The organism is Amycolatopsis sp. Hca4 (assembly GCF_013364075.1).
Lineage (GTDB): Bacteria > Actinomycetota > Actinomycetes > Mycobacteriales > Pseudonocardiaceae > Amycolatopsis.
This window is the reverse complement of the sequence record NZ_CP054925.1, coordinates 2,246,131-2,266,543: the sequence shown is the minus strand read 5'-3', so window position 1 is coordinate 2,266,543 and position 20,413 is coordinate 2,246,131. Positions and strand designations below refer to the sequence as shown.

At 75.0% G+C, this 20,413-nt stretch carries 15 protein-coding genes; 14 read left to right on the top strand and 1 reads right to left on the bottom strand.

The window, feature by feature from the left end:
• Positions 1-86: 86 nt before the first annotated feature.
• From HUT10_RS09720 to HUT10_RS09680, 9 genes are all read left to right on the top strand, one after another.
• Positions 87-308 carry a hypothetical protein gene (locus HUT10_RS09720; protein ID WP_176170879.1) on the top strand — a complete coding sequence of 74 codons (222 nt, stop codon included), beginning with the start codon at positions 87-89 and terminating at the stop codon, positions 306-308.
• A gap of 180 nt (positions 309-488) precedes the next feature.
• Positions 489-1,700: a helix-turn-helix transcriptional regulator gene (locus HUT10_RS09715; protein ID WP_176170878.1), complete on the top strand. Its 1,212-nt coding sequence runs from the start codon at positions 489-491 to the stop codon at positions 1,698-1,700.
• A gap of 142 nt (positions 1,701-1,842) precedes the next feature.
• Complete coding sequence (locus tag HUT10_RS09710; protein WP_176170877.1) at positions 1,843-2,127, top strand: hypothetical protein; 285 nt, start codon at positions 1,843-1,845, stop codon at positions 2,125-2,127.
• 128 nt (positions 2,128-2,255) lie between these two features.
• Entirely contained in the window at positions 2,256-2,804 is a 549-nt protein-coding gene (locus HUT10_RS09705; protein ID WP_176170876.1) for a hypothetical protein, read from the top strand.
• 180 nt (positions 2,805-2,984) lie between these two features.
• Positions 2,985-3,614, top strand: coding sequence for a response regulator transcription factor (locus tag HUT10_RS09700; RefSeq protein ID WP_176170875.1), 630 nt, complete (start codon positions 2,985-2,987; stop codon positions 3,612-3,614).
• 83 nt (positions 3,615-3,697) lie between these two features.
• Complete coding sequence (locus tag HUT10_RS09695; RefSeq protein WP_176170874.1) at positions 3,698-4,318, top strand: LuxR C-terminal-related transcriptional regulator; 621 nt, start codon at positions 3,698-3,700, stop codon at positions 4,316-4,318.
• Positions 4,319-4,550: 232 nt separating this feature from the next.
• On the top strand, positions 4,551-7,217 hold the full coding sequence (locus HUT10_RS09690) for a LuxR family transcriptional regulator (protein WP_176170873.1): 2,667 nt from the start codon (positions 4,551-4,553) through the stop codon (positions 7,215-7,217).
• A gap of 178 nt (positions 7,218-7,395) precedes the next feature.
• On the top strand, positions 7,396-9,609 hold the full coding sequence (locus HUT10_RS09685) for a hypothetical protein (RefSeq protein ID WP_254896787.1): 2,214 nt from the start codon (positions 7,396-7,398) through the stop codon (positions 9,607-9,609).
• A complete protein-coding gene (locus HUT10_RS09680; protein WP_176170872.1) occupies positions 9,606-10,127 on the top strand; it encodes a type VII secretion system-associated protein in 522 nt (173 codons plus the stop codon). Before HUT10_RS09685 ends, HUT10_RS09680 begins: the two co-directional genes overlap by 4 nt.
• Before the next feature lie 9 nt (positions 10,128-10,136).
• Here the strand turns inward: HUT10_RS09680 and HUT10_RS09675 are convergent, their stop codons facing one another.
• Positions 10,137-12,860, bottom strand: coding sequence for an AAA family ATPase (locus tag HUT10_RS09675; RefSeq protein WP_176170871.1), 2,724 nt, complete (start codon positions 12,858-12,860; stop codon positions 10,137-10,139).
• A gap of 150 nt (positions 12,861-13,010) precedes the next feature.
• On the opposite strand from HUT10_RS09675, the gene HUT10_RS09670 reads away from it, so the two are divergent.
• The 5 genes from HUT10_RS09670 to HUT10_RS09650 are packed head-to-tail and all read left to right on the top strand — an operon-like array spanning position 13,011 to position 20,380.
• Positions 13,011-15,431 carry a right-handed parallel beta-helix repeat-containing protein gene (locus HUT10_RS09670; RefSeq protein ID WP_254896786.1) on the top strand — a complete coding sequence of 807 codons (2,421 nt, stop codon included), beginning with the start codon at positions 13,011-13,013 and terminating at the stop codon, positions 15,429-15,431.
• 57 nt (positions 15,432-15,488) lie between these two features.
• Positions 15,489-18,227, top strand: coding sequence for a hypothetical protein (locus HUT10_RS09665; protein ID WP_176170870.1), 2,739 nt, complete (start codon positions 15,489-15,491; stop codon positions 18,225-18,227).
• Between the two features lie 26 nt (positions 18,228-18,253).
• A complete protein-coding gene (gene mycP / locus HUT10_RS09660) occupies positions 18,254-19,603 on the top strand; it encodes a type VII secretion-associated serine protease mycosin (protein WP_176170869.1) in 1,350 nt (449 codons plus the stop codon).
• On the top strand, positions 19,600-20,040 hold the full coding sequence (locus tag HUT10_RS09655; protein WP_176170868.1) for a YbaB/EbfC family DNA-binding protein: 441 nt from the start codon (positions 19,600-19,602) through the stop codon (positions 20,038-20,040). Before mycP ends, HUT10_RS09655 begins: the two co-directional genes overlap by 4 nt.
• Positions 20,033-20,380, top strand: a complete 348-nt coding sequence (locus HUT10_RS09650; RefSeq protein ID WP_176170867.1) for a hypothetical protein — start codon at positions 20,033-20,035, stop codon at positions 20,378-20,380. The genes HUT10_RS09655 and HUT10_RS09650 overlap by 8 nt, the downstream gene beginning before the upstream one ends.
• Positions 20,381-20,413: the final 33 nt, after the last annotated feature.

Genomic DNA, 20,413 nt, shown 5'->3' with positions numbered 1-20,413 from the left:
GGCCAGTCGGGGTACGCGCATTCTCTGATGATCACGGCAAGCCAGAAGAGATCACCGGCCAGAACCTGTGGTTCGTCCCCAGGGTGGTGACGGAGCAGGTCGGCTCGGGCCCGTCCCGGCCGGAGCGCCGGGTGGCCGGGGTGCACGTCCCGGTGAACCCGGCGGCGGCTCTGCTCGTGATGAGGCGGGAGCCGGCCACCGGGCCGGTGCGGGGAGAAGCCGTCGCCTCGGCCGGCTGGGTCAGCGGGCATTCTCGGCGTTCCTCCGGCTGGTCGGGCGGCGGCCGTCCGCCGGGGTGCCCGGTCTGATCCGGGTGGCTCGGCGGCGGGGTGCGGTCCGGTGCGGCAGTGGTGCGACTCCACCCTCCGGCAGCGGTCTTCAGAGTTTCTCAATCCCGGTTCCCCGACCCGGATCGATCCGGGTCGGGGAACGCCGCTCCGGTCGTGGCGGTAGCGTCCGGGGCCGGGAAGTTTGGGAGGATGGTGGGAGTGGCTGAGGACCGGGCGGCCCCGCAAGCGGCCGTGGCCGTTCCGGGGTCGCACGATGGCCGGTGCCCGGCCGGGCAGGCACTCGCGCTGCTCGTGCTCGGGACTGATCGTCCGACCGCGGTGCGGTACGCCGATCTCACCTTCGAGCACGACGCCTGCTTGGCCCACCCGCGCTGCCTCTGGCGGGCGGTGACCGTTCTGCTCTGCGCCGGTGAGCTGGTCGCCGCCGACGCGCGGCTCCGGCGGCTCGAGGCCACCTGCGCCGGTCCGGCCGCCGAGCTGGTGGGGGTGCTGCGGGCGCAGCACGCGCGGCTCGCCGGCGATCTTTGCGGGGCCCGGGCGGCGCTCGCCGCGTCGGTGTCGGCCGCGAAGACCCCGTTCGTGCGCCGGCTGGCCGTCCCGTTCCTCGTGGAAACGCTCACCGCGGCCGGTGACGCCGAGGCGGCCGACGCCCTGCTGGCCGAGCACCGCTTCGCCGGCCGGCCGGGCGGTACCCGCGTCACCCGGCCGCTGCTGCTGGCCGCGCGCGGCGCCGCGCACCTGGCGGCCGGGCGCTTCCCCGAAGCCGCCCGCGACTACGTCGACTGCCTGCGGTTCCCGGCCGCGGAGCTGTCGGCGCACTTCGCCGTGCTGCACCGCCGGGGCCTGGCCGCGCTGGCTGCGGTGGCCGCCGGGAACGTCGCGAGCGCCACCGCGCTGGCGGCGGAAGAACACGAAGTAGCGCTGGCCTGGGGATCCCCCGCCTACGTCGGCTGGGCGCTGTACGTCCGGGCGGTCGTCGACGGGTCGACGGCGACCACCGCGCTCCTCGACGACGCCATCGACCTGCTCGAGTTCGCCCGGTCCCGCGTCGTGCTCGCCGCTGCCGGGTGGGAACGCGGCCGGCGGTCGCTGGCCGCGGGGGACCACGCCGCGGCGAAGCGGGAGTTCGACCGGGCCGGGGAGTGGGCGCGGCAGATCGGCAACGGGTCCCTGGCGGCGAAGGCCCAGGCCGCGCTCGAGGACCTCGCCCACGCCGCCGAGCCGGGTGCCCTGACCGCGCAGGAGGCGAAGATCGCCGAACTGGCGCGCGCGGGTTACGCCAACAAGCAGATCGCCGAAAAGCTCTACGTCGCGGTGCGAACCGTCGAGTTCCACCTGTCCAATGTGTATCGGAAACTGGGGATCACCGGCCGCCGCGAACTGCGGGACGGTTCGGTGCGGTTGTCGTGAATCGACCGGTAAGCCGGGGCGGATCCACTGGAACGGCGGTGCACGACGGCTTGAGAGTGGTGCAAAAATTTCGTGTTGTCCGGAAGAACCGGGCCTCCTTGACCGGGTTTCCCGGGTTACTGCACCAATCGAGGTGGGCGTCGTGGCAGCAGGAGATGGCAGCGGAACGGGCCGGCGGGCGTCGGCGATCGGTGCGGCGCGCGTACCCGGTCTGGAGCTCGCAGCCCGGCTCGACAGGTGTGCCGAAACCCTGCTGATCAGGGTCTTACGAGCGGACGACGCCGCGACGGTCCGCCGCAATGCCCGCTTCGCGGACGGCCTTTGCCGCGCCGCGGAGGCGCTGCGCTCGGCCGACCGCGGCGATCCGGAAATGGCCGAACTGCAATTGCTCGACGCAGTCGCCTTGCTCGAAGAATTCGGATCGTGATTCCCTCATCCGGCACCTGTTACGCCATTCGTGGACGCGGTGCGCCAGGGCAGAAAAGCGTGACGGAAGTCCCCGGCCTGCTCCAGGGCCGCGCGGCTGCCCGTGCGCGTCCGGTAGAACCGATCCTCATGTCTGCCGATGAAAGCGCGCCGCCCCGCCCGGGGCGCACGCAGTACGACCTCGACGCCGAGTACCCCTATTTCTACCTCAGCGAGAACATTTCCCCGACCGGCCGTGGCGTTCCCGCCTGGTCCGGAATGGTCGCCGCGTCGGCGGGCAAGGTCAAGCTACTGCTGCCGGCCCGGGTGAGCCGGGCGTGCGTCGCGATCGAGGTCCACTGCGCCGCGCCGGCGGCGGCTCTCGACGACTTCGACGACGCGATCGAGTTCGGCTACCCCTCGGCCACCGGCGCCTGCGCGCTGCTGGACTGGTCGAGTGCCCTGGTGAGCGACTTGCCGCTGCTGCCGGACGGACCGGGGGACTACCGCGTCCGCTACCACGTCCGGGCGGCCGCCGGGCCGGGCGCCCACTCGCTCCGGCACGTGGCCGCGCTGGTCCAGATCTGGCCGGGTACGTGCCGGGAGCTGACGGAGCTGAAGATCACCAGCGCGTTCGGCGAGTTCTGGCATCCCGGGGCCGGTTCGCGCCGCCCCGTGGGGCCTCGCCAGGGGTGCTGACGGCGGCTTCGTCCCCATGGGACTCCCGCCACCGCCCGAATTTCCGAACCGGACTTCCCGTCTCCACCCTCGCCGCTCTGACCTGCACGGATGCTCGCAGGCGCAGGGAATAGAGGGTTTGTGAAGAAGCACCGGCCACGCTGGGTGCCGAAGTCGGAACAGTCCGGAAGGAGCGGTCGCGTGGGTGTGGTCGAGGTCCTGGTGCACGCGACCGACGAGATCAGCGCGGCCGGTGTCGAAGCGATGCTGGCCGGGCGGGATTCGCTGCGGCTGGTCCGGGAAGACCCGGAACGGCCACCGGACGTGCTGGTGATGGTCGTGGACGGGGCCGTCGGCACGAGCACGTTCGCCCGCCTTCGCCGCTTCCGCACCGGTGGCTCGGCGCCGCGCGTCGTGCTGGTGGCCGAGCGGTTCAGGTCCGAGGATCTCCTACCGGCCGTCGAGTGCGGCGTCTCGGCGCTGCTGACGCGCCACGAGCTCAGAGAGGGCACGCTCTCGGCCGCCGTCACCGCGGTGAGCCGGGGTGCCGCCCTCATGCCGTACCGGCTGCAGGGCGTGCTGCTGGACCAGATCAGCCGGCTGCGTTCGCAGGTGCTCGCCCCCGCGGGCCTGACGCTGTCGGGGATCGAAACCCGGGAGCGCGACGTCATCCAGCTGATCGCCGAGGGTTACCAGACCGACGAGATCGCCGACCGGCTCACCTACTCCGAGGGCACCGTCAAAAACGTGCTCTACGGCTTGATGGCCCGGCTCCGGCTGAACTCCCGGGCCCATGCCGTCGCCTACGCCATGCGAGCCGGCGTCATCTGACCGCTCGCGGCCCCGGGGCGGCGAATGAGAACACCGAAGAACCGGCGGCCCCGCGGGGTCGTCGCCGATCGTGGAGGTCCGAAGTGGAACCGGTGCGAGTGGGGGTCCAGGCGGCCGACTCGATCACGCAGCTGGGACTGACCAGCTTCCTGCGCACGGACGCGCAGGTCCGCGTCGTCGAGCCCGCCGAGCTGACCGAGCAGGACGTGCTGGTCGTGCAGGCCGAGCGGATGACGCCCCAGGTCGCCGCCGAGCTGCGCGCGGAGAAACAGGCTTCGGTGCCGAAGGTGCTGCTGATCGACGAGGTGCGGGACACCGACGTGCTGAACGCGGTCGAATGCCGGGTCGTGGTGGTGCTCCCGCGCAGCCGGACCACGGGCGAGGCGCTCGTCGAAGCCGTGGTCGCCGCCGCGTCCGGCCGCGGGGTGCTGCCGCCGGACCTGCTCGGCAGGCTGCTCGACAACGTCCGCCGGCTGCAGCACGAGGTGCTCACCCCGCGCGGCCTGGGCGCGGCGGGCCTGACCGCGCGTGAGGTGGACGTGCTCCGGCTCATGGCGGAGGGGCTGGACACCGGCGAAATCGCCGGGCGGCTCTGCTACTCCGAGCGCACCGTCAAGAACGTGATCTACGAGCTGACCAGCCGGCTCAACCTGCGCAACCGCCCGCACGCGGTGGCCTACGCCGTGCAGGCCGGGGTCATCTGATCCTCCTGCCTGTCCTGTTCGGACAGACATGGCCCGCCCGAACCGTCCCGGGCCCCGGCGACGCCGGGGCCCGGGATTTCCACGTCCGGCGCACTTCCCCTGCCCCGGGATGAAGATTTCGTTGAGCCGGCCCTGATGGGATCGCGGTATCCGAGTGGAATCGGACGCCCCGGGCCTGCTCCCGGGCCGGGACGGAAGGGGACGGGTGATGACACGTCGGCGTGGTGGGCTGGTGGGACGGCGAACGGAGCTCGACGCCGTCCTCGAGGCGGGCGGCGCCGGTCCGGTCCTGGTGACCGGCCCGGCCGGCAGCGGGAAGACCGCGCTGCTGCGGGAAGCCCGCCGGGTCCTGGCGGACCGGGGAGCGCCGGTACTGGACGTGCCGGTGCCCGCAGGCGGACCGGCGTGGGACCGGTTCGGCTTCCGGGCGGTGCTCGCGGCCGTGCGGGAGCAGTACGAATGCTTCGACGCCGACCCCCGGCTCCCCGACGCGCTCGACGAGGTGAGCCGGTTGTGCACGGAGGACGGTTACGCCGGCCCGTGGACGCGGTTCTGCCTGCTGCACGCGATGAGCACCCTGTTCACCCGGCTGAGCGCCGCCGCGCCGGTGACGGTCGTCTTCGACGACGTCGACCGCCTGGCCGAACCGGCGCTCGCCGCGGCGCCGGCGCACCGGGCGGGGCACTCGGTGCTCGCGTCGGCCGCCGCCCCGCTCGGCGCCGCGTTCCCGGAGCTGGTCGAGCTCGGGCCGCTGCCGCCGGAGGACGCCGCGAACCTGCTGCGGCGCCAGGGGAAGGCGCCGGTCGCCCCCACCGCCGAGACGGCCGTCCGGCAGGCACTCGGCCCGCTGTGGGGCAATCCGGGAACGGTGGTCTCGACCGTCGCCGGCTTGCGCGAGCGCGGCCGCTGGAAGACGGTGGAGGGCCTGGTCCGGCTGAGCGGGCCGGCGGTGCCGATCACCCTGCCCACCACGCACCCGGCGTTCGCGGTGCTCGCTCCGCTCGGTGAGGTGGGCAGGCGGATCGTCCTGCTCGCCTCCGGGCCGGGTGGGCTGCCCGCCCACGACCTCCCGCACGTGGCGGACGCCGGTGCGCGGGCCGGGCAGGCCGTCGACGCACTGGTGGCGGCCGGACTCCTCGAAGGCGACCCGGCCGGGAACTTCCGTTGCCGCGTCCCGGCGTTCGCCGCGGCGGTGGCCGAGGCGGCGGGCAGCGGTGCCCGCCGGCGGGTGCACCGCCGGCTCGTCGCCAGCCTTCTCGAAAGCGGATCCCGGGCGGACACCCTGGCGAGGCAGCTCGCCGCGGCCGGCCGGGCGGTCCCGCGCCGGCCGGAGTTCGCGGAGCTGCTCCGCGACGCGGCGAACGCGCTCAGTGCCGAGTCGCCGCTCCGGACGTGTCACCTGCAGGCGGCGTGGTGGCACGCCGCGACCGGCGCCGACCGCATCGCCCGCCAAGGGGAGGTGATCCGGCACCTGGTCCGCACCGCGGATTATCCGGCCATGGCGGCCTTCGTGACCGAGGCGGTGCAGGACGGCGAACCGACCCACGACGAGCATCCGGGTTTCGCGCCGGAACCTGCGGTACCGGCTGAGGACGAGCGGGTTCGGTCAGCTGCCGCGGCGACGGGCGGTGGACCGGTCGGTGGCGAGGAAGCGGTTGCCGTCCGGCCGGACCCGGCGGCGGACGAGCGCGCCGGGCTGGCGCTCGCGGCCGTGCTCGCGGCTATCCACAGTGGACACCCTGTGGCTGCCGCCGTTCGTGGTGAGCTGAACCGGTGCGCCGAAGCGCGCGAAGTGCTGACGCTGGCCGACCGGTGGTTCGCGGGCGAGCGGATCCGGCCGGCCGACGTCGTCGCCGCCCTGCTGCCGGTGTGGCAGCGGTTCGGCGCGACCGGGCAGCCCGCCTGGTCCGGACGGCGACAGGAGGCTCTGCTCGCCGACGCCTGCGCGGTGCGTGACCTCGTCCCGGTGCTGGCCGCCGTGCTGGGCGAGGACTACCGGGTGCCGGCGGCCGGGCCGCTGTCGGCGCACCACCGGGTGTGCACCGCGTACGAAGAGGGACGCTGGACCGAAACCCTGGCCGCGGTGGCGGAACTGGAAGCGCAGGAGACCGCCGACGATTTCGCCCGCGAACACGCGCGCCTTCTGGCCGCCGAGGTGAGCGGCTGGCTGGGCGAACCCGACCGGGCGGCGGACTGGCTGGCGCGCGTGCCCGATCCCGGGCGGTTCCCGCACCTGAGGGCCTGGGTGCAGGCCGGGTTGTACCACCACGCGCGGAAACCGGAGCAGGCGTTCGAGGCGGGGCGGCGCGCGTTCGTGGCGCACACGTCCACCCGCGACGAACTCGGGGCGTCCCGGCTGCTGCTCCGCCTGGCGTGGCTCGCCGGCCGCGCCGGGGACGCGGGACCCGCTCGAGTGGTCGTCGACGTGGCCGAGAACTTCCACGAGGGGCGCAATTCCCCGCGCTCGTTCGGTGTCCTGGCCGCGGTGCGTGGCCTGGCCGCCGGTGACGAGACGGAGATCGGCAAGGCCGAGCGGCTGGTGCGGCGGCGCGGAGACCACGAGCTGGTCCTGCTGAGCGGGTCGTCCGCCCGGCGGCCGCGCGGCTGGCTGCGGGAAGCCTACGAGAACACCCGTGCCGGTGGGGCCGCCCGCACCGCCCGCGAGACCGGGCGCACGTCCCCGGCCGACGGGCTGGCCGAGCTGTCGGCGACCGAGCGGGAAATCCTGGAGCTGATCCGGACCGGCCGGACGAACCGGCAGATCGCCCGCGCCATCCGGATGAGCGAAAAGACGGTGGAGAAGCACCTTTCCCGCCTCTTCACGAAGGCGGGCTGCCGGACCCGCTACGGCCTGGCGACTTCGGAACTGGGCCGCCACCCCGACGCCGTCGGAGCCTGATTCCCCCGGCCCGCGGGGGTTCGTGAGGGATCCCCGGCAGGAACGGCGCCCCGCGGGCTTCCGGTCCACCGGCCGGCCGTTCCGCGGGTCACAGTGGAGTCCGGCCCGCCGGGCCGCGCCCGCAACCGGTCCACAATGGTCAGTCGCCGGAGAGCGGCGGAAGAGGAAGGCGAACCCGATGTCGCTTCTCAAGGTGCCGTGCCTCGGTCGGCGCAAGGCTGGCGTGGCCACCCGGCGGGTCGGTGAAGCACTGGTCGTGCACGGCGTGGGCGGCATGACGGCGCAGGCAGGCCGGCTGGCGGCCGGCCTGCCCGCCGAAGCCGGCCGGACGCTCGTCGTCGTGGACTTTCCCGCCGATGCGCCGCCGGAGCACTGGAAAGCCCTGGCGACGGCCGTGGCGGCCGATCGGCGCGCGGTCCGGCTGTTCCCCGCCGAGGAGACCGGCGGACTGCCGCTGGAGGCGGTGCAGTGGCTCGCCGAGCGGATCGGCCGGCCCGTGCTCTGCCCGGACGGTGCGCTGCCGGCGTCGACCGGTGCGGTGTTCCTGCCACCGTCGGGCGGCCGCGGCTGGGCGGTGTGCGCGCCGGAGCGGGAGCCGGAGTGGCGGGGGCGGCGGTTCCCGGTGCCGGAGTGGGAGGAACCGGTCAACTCCGACCCGGTCCGGGTGGGGGAGACGGTGACGGCCGAACCGCTGCCCGCCGGGGTGTGGCTGCGCACCGACGGCCGGGACGACTGGCTGGAAGCCGGGCGCGCGAAGCTCACCCGCTGGCTGTCGGTTTCACCCCGGGAGTTCACCGTCGTGCTGGGCGCGCCCGGGACACCGCCGCTGCCGCCGGCCGACGTCGCCCGGTGGTGGGCCGGCGTCACGCCGGAAATGCGGGCCAGGACCCGGTTCTTCTGCTTCGGCGAACTGGTGGGGGCGGGGTCCGGGGCACCCGGGCAGGCCTTGGCGGACGTGCTCGGCGAAGAGGTCGTGTGCCACGGCGGTCTGCCCGCCGGCCGGCTGGACGCGCCGGAGGTCTACGCCCTGCGGGAAGACGGATCCCACGGTGTCCGCACCTTCGCCGAGCAGCTGGCCTTCCGGCCCCGGCGCGACCCCGGCGCCGAGGCGCCCGTGCCGCGGGTGCGGCGCGCGCGCTGCCCCGGCGACGGCCTGACCGAGCTGCAGCCGGGCGTCTACCGGCACGAGTCCCTCGCGGTCGTCGAGGTCGTCCAGGCGGGACTGTGGGTGCGCACGCCGGAGGTGTCGGCGCACGCCGACGACGTCCGGGCCATCCCGCTCGACCCGGCCGCGCTCCTGGTGTTCCACGACCCCGCCGACGACGACCTCGTGACCCGGGTGCTCGACCTGCTGCCGGGCAAGGTCCGGGCCGCGGTGCGGCAGGTGGCGGTCACCAGCCCGGTCGGTTCGCCGCCGGTGCCCTTCGGCGCCGACCTGACCCGCCCGCTGACCCCGCTGCCCCGGCTGTCGCGGCTGCTGCAGCGCCAGGCCGCCGGGTCCGTCGCCGTGGCGCCGGAGCGCCGGTCCTCGAGCGGCGCGCGCCTCGACCCCGTGGCCGACCCCGTGGCCGTCACCACGAAGATCCGCCACCCCGCCGTCGTGACCGTGCCGGCGCAGGCCGGAACCACCCCCGCCGAGCCGGCTCCGGGAGGGCACGCTTGGCCGCTGCCGGAGGGGTTCCGGGCCGAGCGCGCCGTGGTCCGCGCCGGTCGAGAGGCCGCCTTCGACGCGTTGTCCGAGCGCGTCGAAGCGGTCATGGGCCGGTTCTCGCCCGATCGCCCGGTGTCCGGGACGGCCCTGACCGCGGCCGTCGCCACCGGTCTCTACCTGGCCTCGGCCGATCCGGACGTCGACGCCGGGCTGCGGTCGGGGGCCGGCGGGCCACCGCTCGACTTCGGCCGGTGCGTGGCCGCGGGCCTGCAGAAGCTCCCCGGGCACCGCAAGCCGGCCGCGATCGTGCTCGACCCGGACCCGCAGGCGTGGCCGCTGCTCGAACCGGGCACTGTGCTGCGCGAACAGGGGTTCTGCCACGCGCGCACGGCCCTCGGCCCGGCCGGCGCCGGCTCGACCGACCTGGTGGTCTGGTCGCTCACCGGGCGGCTGACGGCGTCGCTCGAGCCCGAGGACGGCGGCGTCGCCGACCGCGTGGTGTTCCTGCCCGGGACCGGCTTCAAAGTCCTCGAAGCCGTCCGGCCCACGCAAGCCGAGCGCGGCCGGATCCTGCTGCGCGAGCTGGCGCCCGCCGAAGCCGAGACGGCCACCGGCCGCGACGACCTCGTCCGGGCCGCGCTGCGCACGTTCACCGACCGGGGAACGCGGGCAACGGTCTCGGTACCGGCGGCGCAGGTGTCCCGGTTCGCCCGCGTACCCGGGGCGGAGGAGCAGGCGTGAGCGGGCCCGGGCCGTCCGGCGAGCTGCTGCTGCTGTTCGATCCCGCCTTCACCCTGGCCGGGCAGGAAGCCGTGCCGGAGCACGTCGTGCTGGGAGCCTGGCTCCTCGACGGAACGGGAATGCCGAGCCGCTTCCACCCGAACCCGCACTACCGGCCCGGCTCGCCGGATTCCCCGCTCGACCCGGTGGACGCCGTGCTGCGCGCCCTCTCCGCCGGCGAAGACGTCGCGGACCGGCTGCCGGTGGTGCTGCGGGACACCGTTCTGGGCATCGCCACGGCCGAGGACGGCACCGCGCTCGTGCGTCCGGCTCCGGACGGCGTGCCGTCGGTCCAGGTGGCCACGTCCCCCGGCCACCGCGCCGGGGCGCCGGCCGCCGCCCGCTGGCTGGACGTCACGGTCGAGGAGCTCGCCGCCGCTCTTCCCCCGCACGGGGTGGACGTCCTGCTGAACCCGGGCTCGGTCGCGTCGATGCGGCTGCTCGCGGACGTGGTCCGCGCACTGGCGCGACCGGCTTGAGCCGTCCGGTCAGAACGCGAGTTCGCCGTTGGCGATCGCGGCGGACAGCTCGATCCGGGAGCGGTACCCGCTGCGGGTGAACAGGCGGCTCAGCCGGCCTTCGACGCTCTTCTCGCTCGTGCGCAGCGCCGCGGCGATCTGCTTGTTGCTCAGTCCTTCCGCGGCCAGCGTGGCCAGCAGCCGTTCGTTCTCGGCGACGGTGTTCCGGCGGCCGGGGACGACGACGCCGTGCTCGCGCATGAGGGTGCGCGTCTTCGCGCGGTGCAGCAGGTCGCCGGTTCCGCCCATCAGTTCGTAGGCTTCGCTGAGCAGCGCCGGTTCGGCGACCCCGTGCTTGACCAGCCGGGCGAGCACGACCGGCAGCTCGAACGGCTGACCACGGTCACGCGCCAGCTCGAGGCACCCGGTGGCCGCGGCGGGATCGCGTACCACCACCGCCCGGACGAACCGCGCGGACAGGGTGGCACGGCCGGTGGGCAGGGCCCGCGCCAGCCGTTCCGCGGCCACCAGGCAGCGGTGCGCCGTCTTGCGGTCACCGGCGTCGAGGGCGAGGTCGGCCAGCTCCGCGTAGGCGGCGTCGCAGCCGGCCACCAGACCGCGTTCGGCGGCGGCGGCCAGCGCGGCGGTGAGCCGGCCCGCGGCGCCGCGGGCGTCGCCGAGGGCACGGTCGAGCTGGGCCTCGGCGAAGGCGGGCAGGTGGGCGAGCACCGAAGGGGGCCGCGTGGTCGCGGTCAGCAGCTCACGCGCGGTCGTGAGCCGGGCCTGGCGGACGAGCGCGGAGACGGCGCCGTGCACCATGCCCGCCGTCGAGGCCGCGGAGCCGGGCGCCGACCGGCGGGCGACGCTCCGGCAGGCGAGCTCGGCCGCGTCCCGGAAGTTCCCGTGCAGGACCGCGGCCATCGTCCGGTTGGCGACGTCGGTGTCGGACCAGGAAGCGTGTTCCGCGGCCAGCAGTTGTTCGGCGCGGTGCAGTTCGCCGTTGACGAGCAGGCCGGTCAGGTGGGCTTCGCGCTGACGGGTGCGGTCAGGCTCGGCAGCCGGCCACCGGTCCCGGTCGAGGAGACTGCGCTCGAACGGCTCCGCACGGCCCTGCCAGAGGGCACCCAGCGTCCGGATCAGGTGCGTGGCCACGGCCCACGGCTCCGGGACTCGGAGGGTACCGCCGGAGGACGCCGGTGCCCTCTCCGCGGGTCCGGCGGCCTCCGCCAGCTTTTCCGCTTCGGGCCAGCGGTCGAGCAGTGCGCACGCGAGCGCCCGGAGTGCCGTGCTGGCGGTGAGGCCGCCGGGGAGCTCCTCGTCGCCGTCGGCGATGGCCCGCAGCGTCGTGACGTCACCGGTGCCGCTGAGCCCGCGCACGAGCAGCGAGCCCGCTTCGAACCCGTCGGCCCCTTCACCCGAGGCGAGCCGGGTGATGCGCAGGCTCTCTTCGTAGCGGCCGTGCCGGTCGTGGACTGCCGCCAGGGCCAGGAGCACGCCGGCGCGCTGGACCCGGTCGCCCGCGAGCCCGGCCGCGGCGGTGAGCCAGCGCGGCGCCGCCCCGGCCTCCGGAGCTTCGGTGGCGTGGCGGACGAGTTCGGCCGCCGCTCGCCCCGGATCGACCAGCGGGCCCGCGTCGGCGAGCAGGTGTGCCCGGTACCCGGCGTCGGCGCAGGTGGCGTCGCCGGACCACAGAGCCTCGACGGCGGCCGCGGCCAGCAGCCGGCGTTCGTACGGCCCACAGGATGCGGCCAGCGCGGTCGCCAGCCAGGGGACGGGAAACCGCCAGGCCACGCGGCCGCGGTGCACCACCCCGGCCGCCCGCAGGACCTCCAGGCGCCGCAGCAGTTCTTCCCGGCTCGTGCCGAGCGCCTGGGCGGCCAGCGGGGGCGCGGCCGGGCCGAGCGGGCACAGCAGCGCCATCGCCTTCGCCGCCTCCCACGCTTCGGGACCGAGTTCGCGGACCACCCGGACGTACTCCCCGGCGGGCTCCGGCTCCCCGGCCACCGCGGCGGGCACGAGACGAGCGGTCCGGTCGACCACCCGGATCGCTTCCCGCCGGCGCAGGTCCTCCAGCGCGTCGGACACGGCCGCCGGCACGCCCCGGCTGACCGCACGCACGTGGTCGGCGAGCGCCGCGTCCGGGGCGGCCCGGAGCGTCTCGTGCAGCCGTCCGGCCAGCGCCGGTCCGGTCAGCGGCGGCAGGCGCAGGGTGGTCACCAGGTGCTCCGCCCGGAGCCGGGCGAGCACCTCCGCTCCGTACCGCGCGGCGGCTCCGGTGAGCGGCACCCGCAGCGCGCCGACGCACGTGGGGCTCTGCCCGGATGGCAGCCGGACGAGCGCCTCGAGCACCGCCAGCGAGTTCCGGTCGATCCACTGCAGGTCGTCGAGCAGCAGGACCGTGTCCTCGCCCGTGCGGCGCAGGGCGGCGGCGGCCGCCCGGGCGGCGCGCAGGGCCACCGCGGGGTCGTCGGCCGCGCCGTCGGCCGGACCGATCGTCGCCCACGCGGGTTCGCCGCGCACCGGGCCGCGCAGGCGAGCGGCCGAGCTCGCGCCGCGGCCGTCCGGGAGGACGGCGAAGTGCGCCGGGACGACGTCGCCCGCCGACGTGAACCGCAGCGCCGAGACGTGCCGGCCGTCGGCCTCGCGGCGTTCGCCGAGCCGGGCGAGCAAGGTGGTGCGGCCGGTGCCCGCGAACCCGGTGAGCAGGACCAGCGGGGTTTCGGCCGCGACGACGGCGTCGAGAACGTGCTCCACCCCGCCATCATCGGCGTGCGGCCGCCGGGAACCGGGGCGGGGAAGGGGCGTTCGCCGCCGATCGTGCCCGAAGGTCCCCGGATTCCGGTGCCGCGGGCCGAGATGAAGATTTCGTTGAGTCGCGAGTGGTCGGCTGGTACCCGGACCGGCGTGACGACCAAGGAGAGCCGCAGCGTGAGCCAGAACGTCATCATGGTCACCCAGACGCCGGGGCACGGGTACCGGCGCATCGGTGACGCGGTGGCCGGAGCACCCGAGGGCGCTCTGATCGTCGTGGGACCGGGCCGGTACGCCGAAAACCTGGATCTGTCCAAAGCGGTCACCATCACCGCGGAGGACGGTGCCGGCACGGTGACGGTGTTCGCCCGCACCGGCGTTGCGGTGACCCTCAACGCCGCTTCCGCCGCGTTGTCCGGTATCACGGCCGTCTCCGCGGACGCCGACAACCCGGCGGTCTTCGTGGCCCGCGGGCAGCTCAGCCTCACCGAATGCGCCCTGGAATCCGCGGGCTGGTCCGCCGTTTTCGCCTCCGGGGAAGGCACGATCCTCATGCGCGGCTGTGAAGTCCGCAACGGAACCGGCGCCGGCGTCGTGGTCACCTCCCCGCACGGCGGGGTGCTGGAGTCCTGCCGGTTCGACGCCATGGGGACCTCCGCGGTCGTCGTGGCCGACGACGGCACGCTGCTGATGCGGGCGTGCACCGTCGACAAGGCGGCGGGCAACGGCATCTGCCTCAACGGCCGTGGCCGGCTGACCGTCGAGGACACCACCATCCGCGCCTCGGCCAAGCCGGCGGTCGCGGTCGAGCAGCAGGCGGCGATCACCGCGAAGCGGCTGACCGTCTCCGACGGCACCGGCATCGGCTTCTACCTGGCCAGCACCGGGGAAGTCACGCTGGAGGACTGCACGGCCGAGCGCATCGGCGGCGAAGGGGTCTTCGTCGCCGAAGGCTGCAAGCCGGCGTTGTCCGGGTGCCGGGTCCACGCGACCGGGACGCGCGGCGTGCACTTCGCCACGCGGTCGGGCGGCTCCGTCACCGGCTGCGAAGTCTCGGACGTCCGGGGGATCGGCGTCCACGTGACCGAGCGCTCCACGCCCGAGTTCGACGAGCTCGCGATCTCGGGGTGCACCGAAGCCGGGGTCAAGGTGACCGACGCCGCCGATCCGTTCTTCCGCCGCCTGCGCGTGCGCGGCTCGGACGGTGCCGCCGTCGAAGTCGATGGTGGCGGCCGCGGCACGATGGAGAACGCCGAGATCGACGGTGGCCGGACGGGACTGCGCGTCGCCGGAGGCTCGCGGCTGTCGGCCAGTGGCCTGAGCGTGCGCAACACCACCGGTGCCGGCGTGGAAGTCACCGAAGCGACGTTGTCCCTGGCGGACAGCGCGATCGCCGGCGCCGGCGGCGACGGTGTCCACGCGGGAGCGGGGGCCACGCTGTCGGTGCTGCGCTGCCGCGTGCACCGCAGCGCGGGCACGGGCTGCCGGGTGGACGACGGTGCGTCGGGCACCGTGACCGAGTCCGAGTTCTCGGGCGGCGAGTCGGACGGGATCACCTTGGACACCGGCGAAGCCGTGCGGATCGCGTCCTGCACGGTGCGGGACAACCGCGGCAGCGGCGTGCGGCAGCTGCGGCCCGGCACGGCGATCGAGGTGCTCGACCTGATCACCACCGGCAACGCGAAACCGGATGCCTACGGGACTTCCGCGTCCGCCGAAGCCGCCGGACCCGCCGTCCCGGTGGCTCCCGAGCACCCGAAGCCCGCCGGGGACCCGCTCGCCGACCTGCAGAACCTGGTCGGACTGGCCGGGGTGAAGCGTGAAGTGACGTCCCTGATCAACCTGAACAAGATGGCGAAACGGCGCCGGGACGCCGGGCTGTCGGCCCCGCCGATGGCCCGCCACCTGGTGTTCGCCGGCGCTCCCGGCACCGGCAAGACGACGGTCGCCCGCCTCTACGGGCAGGTGCTCGCGCAACTGGGCGTCCTGCGCGAAGGGCACCTCGTCGAGGTGGCCCGCGCCGACCTCGTCGCGCAGATCATCGGCGGCACCGCGATCAAGACGACCGAGGCGTTCACCACCGCCCTCGGCGGCGTCCTGTTCATCGACGAGGCTTACACGCTCAGCTCGGGGCAGGGCGGCAGCGGGCCCGACTTCGGTCGGGAGGCGATCGACACCCTGGTCAAGCTGATGGAGGACCACCGGGAGGACGTCGTGGTCATCGCGGCCGGCTACAGCACCGAGATGCAGGTGTTCCTCTCGGCCAACCCCGGCATGGAATCGCGGTTCAGCCGGACGATCGAATTCGCCAACTACACCGCCGACGAGCTCGTCACGATCGTGCGGTCGCAGTGCGCCAAGCACGACTACCACCTCGAAGACGCCGCCGCCGGAGCGTTGCTCGAGTACTTCGAAGCGATCCCGAAGGACGGCACGTTCGGCAACGGCCGCACGGCTCGGCGCGTCTTCGAGCGGATGACCGACCGGCAGGCGTCCCGGCTGGCCGAGGCCCCGTCGGTCACCGCGGCCGACCTGACCCTGCTCACGGTCGAGGACCTCGAACCCAGTGCCTGAACCGACAGCGCGCGGGGGGCCCGCCGCCGGGCGGCGCATCCCGAAGCAGGAGGCGAAATGACCAGCCCCGCACCGGCCTTCGCCGTCGACCGGCGCGGTCCCGGCCTGCTGATCCGGCAGCCCGGTGAAGCCGAGCCGGCCGGGCTGCCCACGCCCGTGCCGGGCCACGCGTTCGTGCGGGTGTCGGCCGCGGCGGCCGCTGAGCCGGCGTTGGTGACGGCCCTACCGGCGCTGCTGCACCGGCACCTCGTGGCCGGGGGCGAGGTGCGCGCCGTCCACGTCGGCGTGCCGGACCTGGGCGCGGACGCGCTCGTCTCGCAGGCCTTGGCCGACGCGCTGGACGTCGAGATCTTCGCCCCGGTGGGGAACTTCTGCACCCGCCCCGGCGCGGCGCTCTACGCCCCCGGCGGCTGGCGGCGCTTCCGGCCCGGGGCGGCACCGTCCGCCGGCGGCCACCGGCACCCGGTGCCGCCGTGGGAACCGGGCCTGCCGGCCGAGGCGGTCACGGCGGGCGGGGTGGTGCTGGAGCCGGTTCCGGCGGGTGTCCAGGTCCGCGGCGCCACCGAACCGGCGGCGGCGCCGGGCGGCCCGGCGTTCGCGATCCCGGCCGACCCGGCCGTGGCCCGCGTCGTCGTGGGCGCGGACGGCCGCGTCCCACCGCCGGCCGAGGTTGCCGCGGCGGTGGCCCGCCTGGCGGAAGTGCCCGTGCAGCTGGTCGCGTTGCCGTCCGCGGCGCGCACGAGCGCATGGCTGCGGGACTTCGCGAAGACGCTGGGCCGCGACGTGCTCGTGGCGGCGGTTCCCGACGGCGAAGGCTCGTTCGGGTTGTTCGCGTCGTTGCTGCGGCAGCGCCCGGACGGTGGCCAGGAGGTGGCGGCGGCCGCCTCCCCGCCGGGCCGGTGGCAGCGCCGCGGCCAAACCGGCTACCGCCTGGGCATGGTGCAGGCGGAGGTGGTGCCGTCGGGCCTGGCCCTGCACACGGGCCGCCCCGACCCCGCGGCGGCCCGGCCCCCGGCCGACCCGCACGGCTGGACCCTCCACCTGGGCACGCCGGGCGAGCGGCTCACCCCGGAACTGCTGACGGCGGCCGAAGAGGTGCTCGGCGAGCTCACCCCGCAGGCCCGGGCCGCGGCCCGGCTGGTGCTGGCGGGCGAGCTGGACGACGATGCGCGAAGCTTGCTGTCGGCCCAGCCCCGGACAGCGCCGGGCGACGGCGCGCGGGCGCCGGAATCCGCCGCCGGAGAAAACCCGCGCGCCCGACGGCCGCGAACGGCGGCGGATCCCGCCACGGGAGAGATCCCGCGCGGCGAGCGGCCGAACCCGCTCGGGTCGGTGCGCGCGGACGGCCCCGCGGCGGCGGGACCCGCGGTCCCGGGCGCAGCGAGTCCGCTGCGGGGTGCCGCTGCGGGTGGTGGTTCGCGTTCCACACGGCCTCCGGCCGGAGCGGGTTCGCAGCAGGACGCGACTTCCGCGGCCCGGCGTTCGGTGGTCCCGAAGGTGCCTCGTCCGGCGGCGGTTTCCGAGGCCACGGTGGAGCTGCCACGGCCGCTGTTGCCTTCGGGTCCGGCGGCTTCGGGTTCAGGCGCGCCGCAGCCGAGTGAGCCGTTTCGCGCGGCGGCCGGGTCCGGTGCCGCGGTGGGAGGTTCACCGCCTTCGGGTCCGGTGGTGACTGCGCGTTCGGCGGCGCCGCAGCCGGCCGGGCCACCCCGCCGGGAGGCACCGGCCCCCGTGACGTCCGAAGCCGAAGCCGAAGCCGAAGCCGGAGCCGAAGCCGGAGCCCCGCCCGTGGACCAGCCGCGACCGGGCCCCATCGCGCCGCCTTCGCTGCTGGTCTCCGGTCCACCCTCGGCCACCGTCGCCCCCGCGCCGCCTGCCGAGACCGAACCCGCCGCTCCGCGGGAACCCGAGGCCGAGGCCCGCAAAGCTCCCGTCGCCGAACCGGCGGCGGTGGTGTCCGGCGAAGAGCTGGCCGTCGCCGATCGCGCCAGCACCGCCGCCGAGCAGGCGCGCTTCACCGCCGCCGCCGGAGATGCCTACGGGGAAGCGCTTGCCACCGTCAACGCCGCCCTGGCGACCTGGCCGTCCATGCGCCGGCAGGAAGCCGGGGCGAAAGCCGACTACGTCGCCGTCTGCCTCTACCTCGGCAGCGGCGCGGGCGGTGCCGCCGACCTCGGCGCCGCCGTGCGCTCCGGCAGTGCCGGTGAGCTCGACGGCCAGCTGCCGTGCCTGGTGTCGGGGCTGCGGCGGCTGCCCACCCACCGGCGCGCGGTGCTCCGGCAGGGCCGCGCCGGGCAGCCGCCGGAAGCGGCGGCCGCGCCGGGCACCGTGCTCGTCGAGCCGGGGTTCCTCGTCGGCAGCACCGATCTCGACATCACCGTGCCCGACGCCGGTCTCGACGTCCTCATCTGGCCCGCGTCGGCCCGGCGCACGGCGGAACTGCGCATCGGACCGGCGGTGAACGAGGTGGTGTTCTTCGCCGGCGCGCGCTTCAAGGCGCTGGCCGTGCGGACCGTGGAAGCCGAGGGCGAGCGGCCGGACGACGCTGTGGCCGCACCCCGGGCGGCCGCGTTGTTCCGCGAGCTCGCCCCCGGTGAGCAAGCGTCCGCCGAACTCGACGAACGCGATCTCGCCGCGCTGGCCAAGCTCGACCAGGCGCTGGAACGGCGCCGCCGCGGCGCGCTGCGGGTCGTCGACGATCCCGGCGTCGCGGCCCGGATGACGACCTCCCTGCTCGAGTGGCGGGCGGACACCGCGGCCAAGACCGGCGCGAACCACACCGCCACCCTGGCGTCCTGAGCGATCCGGAAAGGACAGTGGCGACGATGCGAGCGAAGACCGGACGGCGTCCGGCGCACTGCCTGCTGGCGATCGGTCTTTTGTGGACAGTGCTGCCGGCTGCGCCGGCCTCGGCGCAGCAGGCAACCCCCGCTCCGCTGCCCGCGGAGCAGAAGGGCTGCCTGCCGCCGCCGGGCAGCGCGGAACCCGGGGTGCCGTGGGCGCAGCAGCGGCTCGTGCCCGAGCGCGTGTGGCCGCTGACCCGGGGTGCCGGTGTGACGGTCGGCGTGGTCGACACCGGCGTGGACGCCCAGACCCCCCAGCTGGCCGGTGGCCGGGTGCGGCCGGGGCTGGACGTCGCGAACCCCGGCGGCGGCCCGGCGGACACGGACTGCTTCGGGCACGGCACTTTCGTGGCCGGCATCATCGCCGCGGGCCCGCGGCCGGACACCGGCTTCAGCGGGATCGCCCCCGAAGCGACGATCCTGCCGATCCGGTGCGCGACCCCCACCCCGGACGGCTCGCCGCCGGTGCTGACGGCGGTCCAGATGGCGGACGGGATCACGGCCGCGGTCGACGGTGGCGCACGGGTGATCAACATCTCGGCCAGCACGAACACTCCCGACCCGCACCTGGCGGACGCGGTCCGCCACGCGGCCGACCGGGACGTCCTCGTCGTGGCTTCCGCGGCGAACAGCGCCCAGCAGGGCGACCCGGTCACCTACCCCGCGGCCTTTTCCGGCGTGCTCGCGGTCGGCGCCGTCGACGCCACCGGCAAGAAAGCGGACTTCTCCCAGACCGGGGCCTTCCTTTCCCTGGTGGCGCCCGGAGTGGGGGTGACGAGTGTCGGCCCCGGCGGCGCGGGGCACTGGCTGGGCAGCGGCACCAGCTACGCGGCGCCGTTCGTGGCGGGTGTCGCCGCGCTGGTGCGGGCCTACCACCCGCAGCTGTCCGCCCCGCAGGTGAAGCGCCGCCTCGAACTGACCGCCGACCACCCGGCGGCGGCGTTGCCCGACCCCGGATTCGGCTGGGGGACGGTGAATCCGGTGGCGGCCGTGACCACCGTGCTGCCGGAGGAGACCGGCGGCCTCGGCCCGGTCGTCACCCCGGCGCCCGCACCGGCGGCGCCGGCCGCACCGGCCGCGGGCTCCGGCACCACCATCGCGCTCGCGGCCGCGAGCGCTGTTCCCGTGGCCGCCCTGCTGGCCCTGGGGTTTTCCCGGCTCCTGCGCGGGGCGCGCACGCGGCGCTGGCGGCCGGCGCGCGTCGCCGAGATCGCTGGTGCGCCCGGGCAGGAACCTTCGACGAAGAGCCGTCCCGGCCCCGGATCCCCTGGGGTGGCGGGCGGGAGTTTGAGAACGTGGCGAAAGCACTCGGCGGAAGGGCTTGGTGAGTGATGTTCCCGGACGGTTTGTTCGACGGCGGCGGCGTGGAAGAGGCGATGGCCGCGCTGCAACGCGAACGCGAAAAACTCGACAAGCTCAGCGCATTGTGGCGGGACGGCCGGACCACGGTGCGCGCCAAGGACCAGTCGCTGTCCATGACGTTCGACGGCCGTGGCGAACTGGTCGAAATGGCGTTCAACGAAGGGAAGTACCGCTCACTGGCGCCCGCGCAGCTGGCGAGTGTCGTGGTGGAAACACTCCAGCGCGGCAAGGCCGAGTCGATGGCGAAGGTCGCGGAACTGATGGGCACGGGCAGCACGTCGGGCCTCGACTACGGCGCGGTCGCGTCGGGGAAGGCGGATCCGCGGGAACTGCTGGATTCGCTGATTTCGCCGATGCTCGACAGCGTGGGCGTGCCGCGCGCCGACCGGGGTGAGCGCAATGGCTGACCAGTTCCGGCTCGATCCCGCCGCCGCTCGGGAAGTGGTGGCGAAACTGGGAGCGGCGGGTGCCGACTTCGCCGACGCGGTGGCGAAACTCGAACACGTCCTGGACCGGTACGACGGGTGCTGGGGCGAGGACAAGGCGGGCAAGAAGTTCGCCGAAGGCTACGTGGAGAACGCGCAAAAGATCCGCCAGGGGCTGCACGACCTGCCCGGGAACGTGCGCGAACTGGGGGACGGGATCACCAGCACGGTCACCGGATTCCAGGACCTCGACGAGGCCAACGCGAAGCAGTACGACCACCAGCTCGCCGACGCCGTGCACCAGCAGGAAAGCCAGAAGTAACAAGCGGTCAGCCGTCGTTTCGCCGAAGGGAGG

Excerpts from the sequence above, each read along its gene's own strand:
- HUT10_RS09705 (WP_176170876.1), top strand. The coding sequence starts at position 2,256 with ATGTCTGCCGATGAAAGCGCGCCGCCCCGCCCGGGGCGCACGCAGTAC.
- HUT10_RS09685 (WP_254896787.1), top strand. The coding sequence starts at position 7,396 with ATGTCGCTTCTCAAGGTGCCGTGCCTCGGTCGGCGCAAGGCTGGCGTG.
- HUT10_RS09665 (WP_176170870.1), top strand. The coding sequence starts at position 15,489 with ATGACCAGCCCCGCACCGGCCTTCGCCGTCGACCGGCGCGGTCCCGGC.
- mycP (WP_176170869.1), top strand. The coding sequence starts at position 18,254 with ATGCGAGCGAAGACCGGACGGCGTCCGGCGCACTGCCTGCTGGCGATC.
- HUT10_RS09650 (WP_176170867.1), top strand. The coding sequence starts at position 20,033 with ATGGCTGACCAGTTCCGGCTCGATCCCGCCGCCGCTCGGGAAGTGGTG.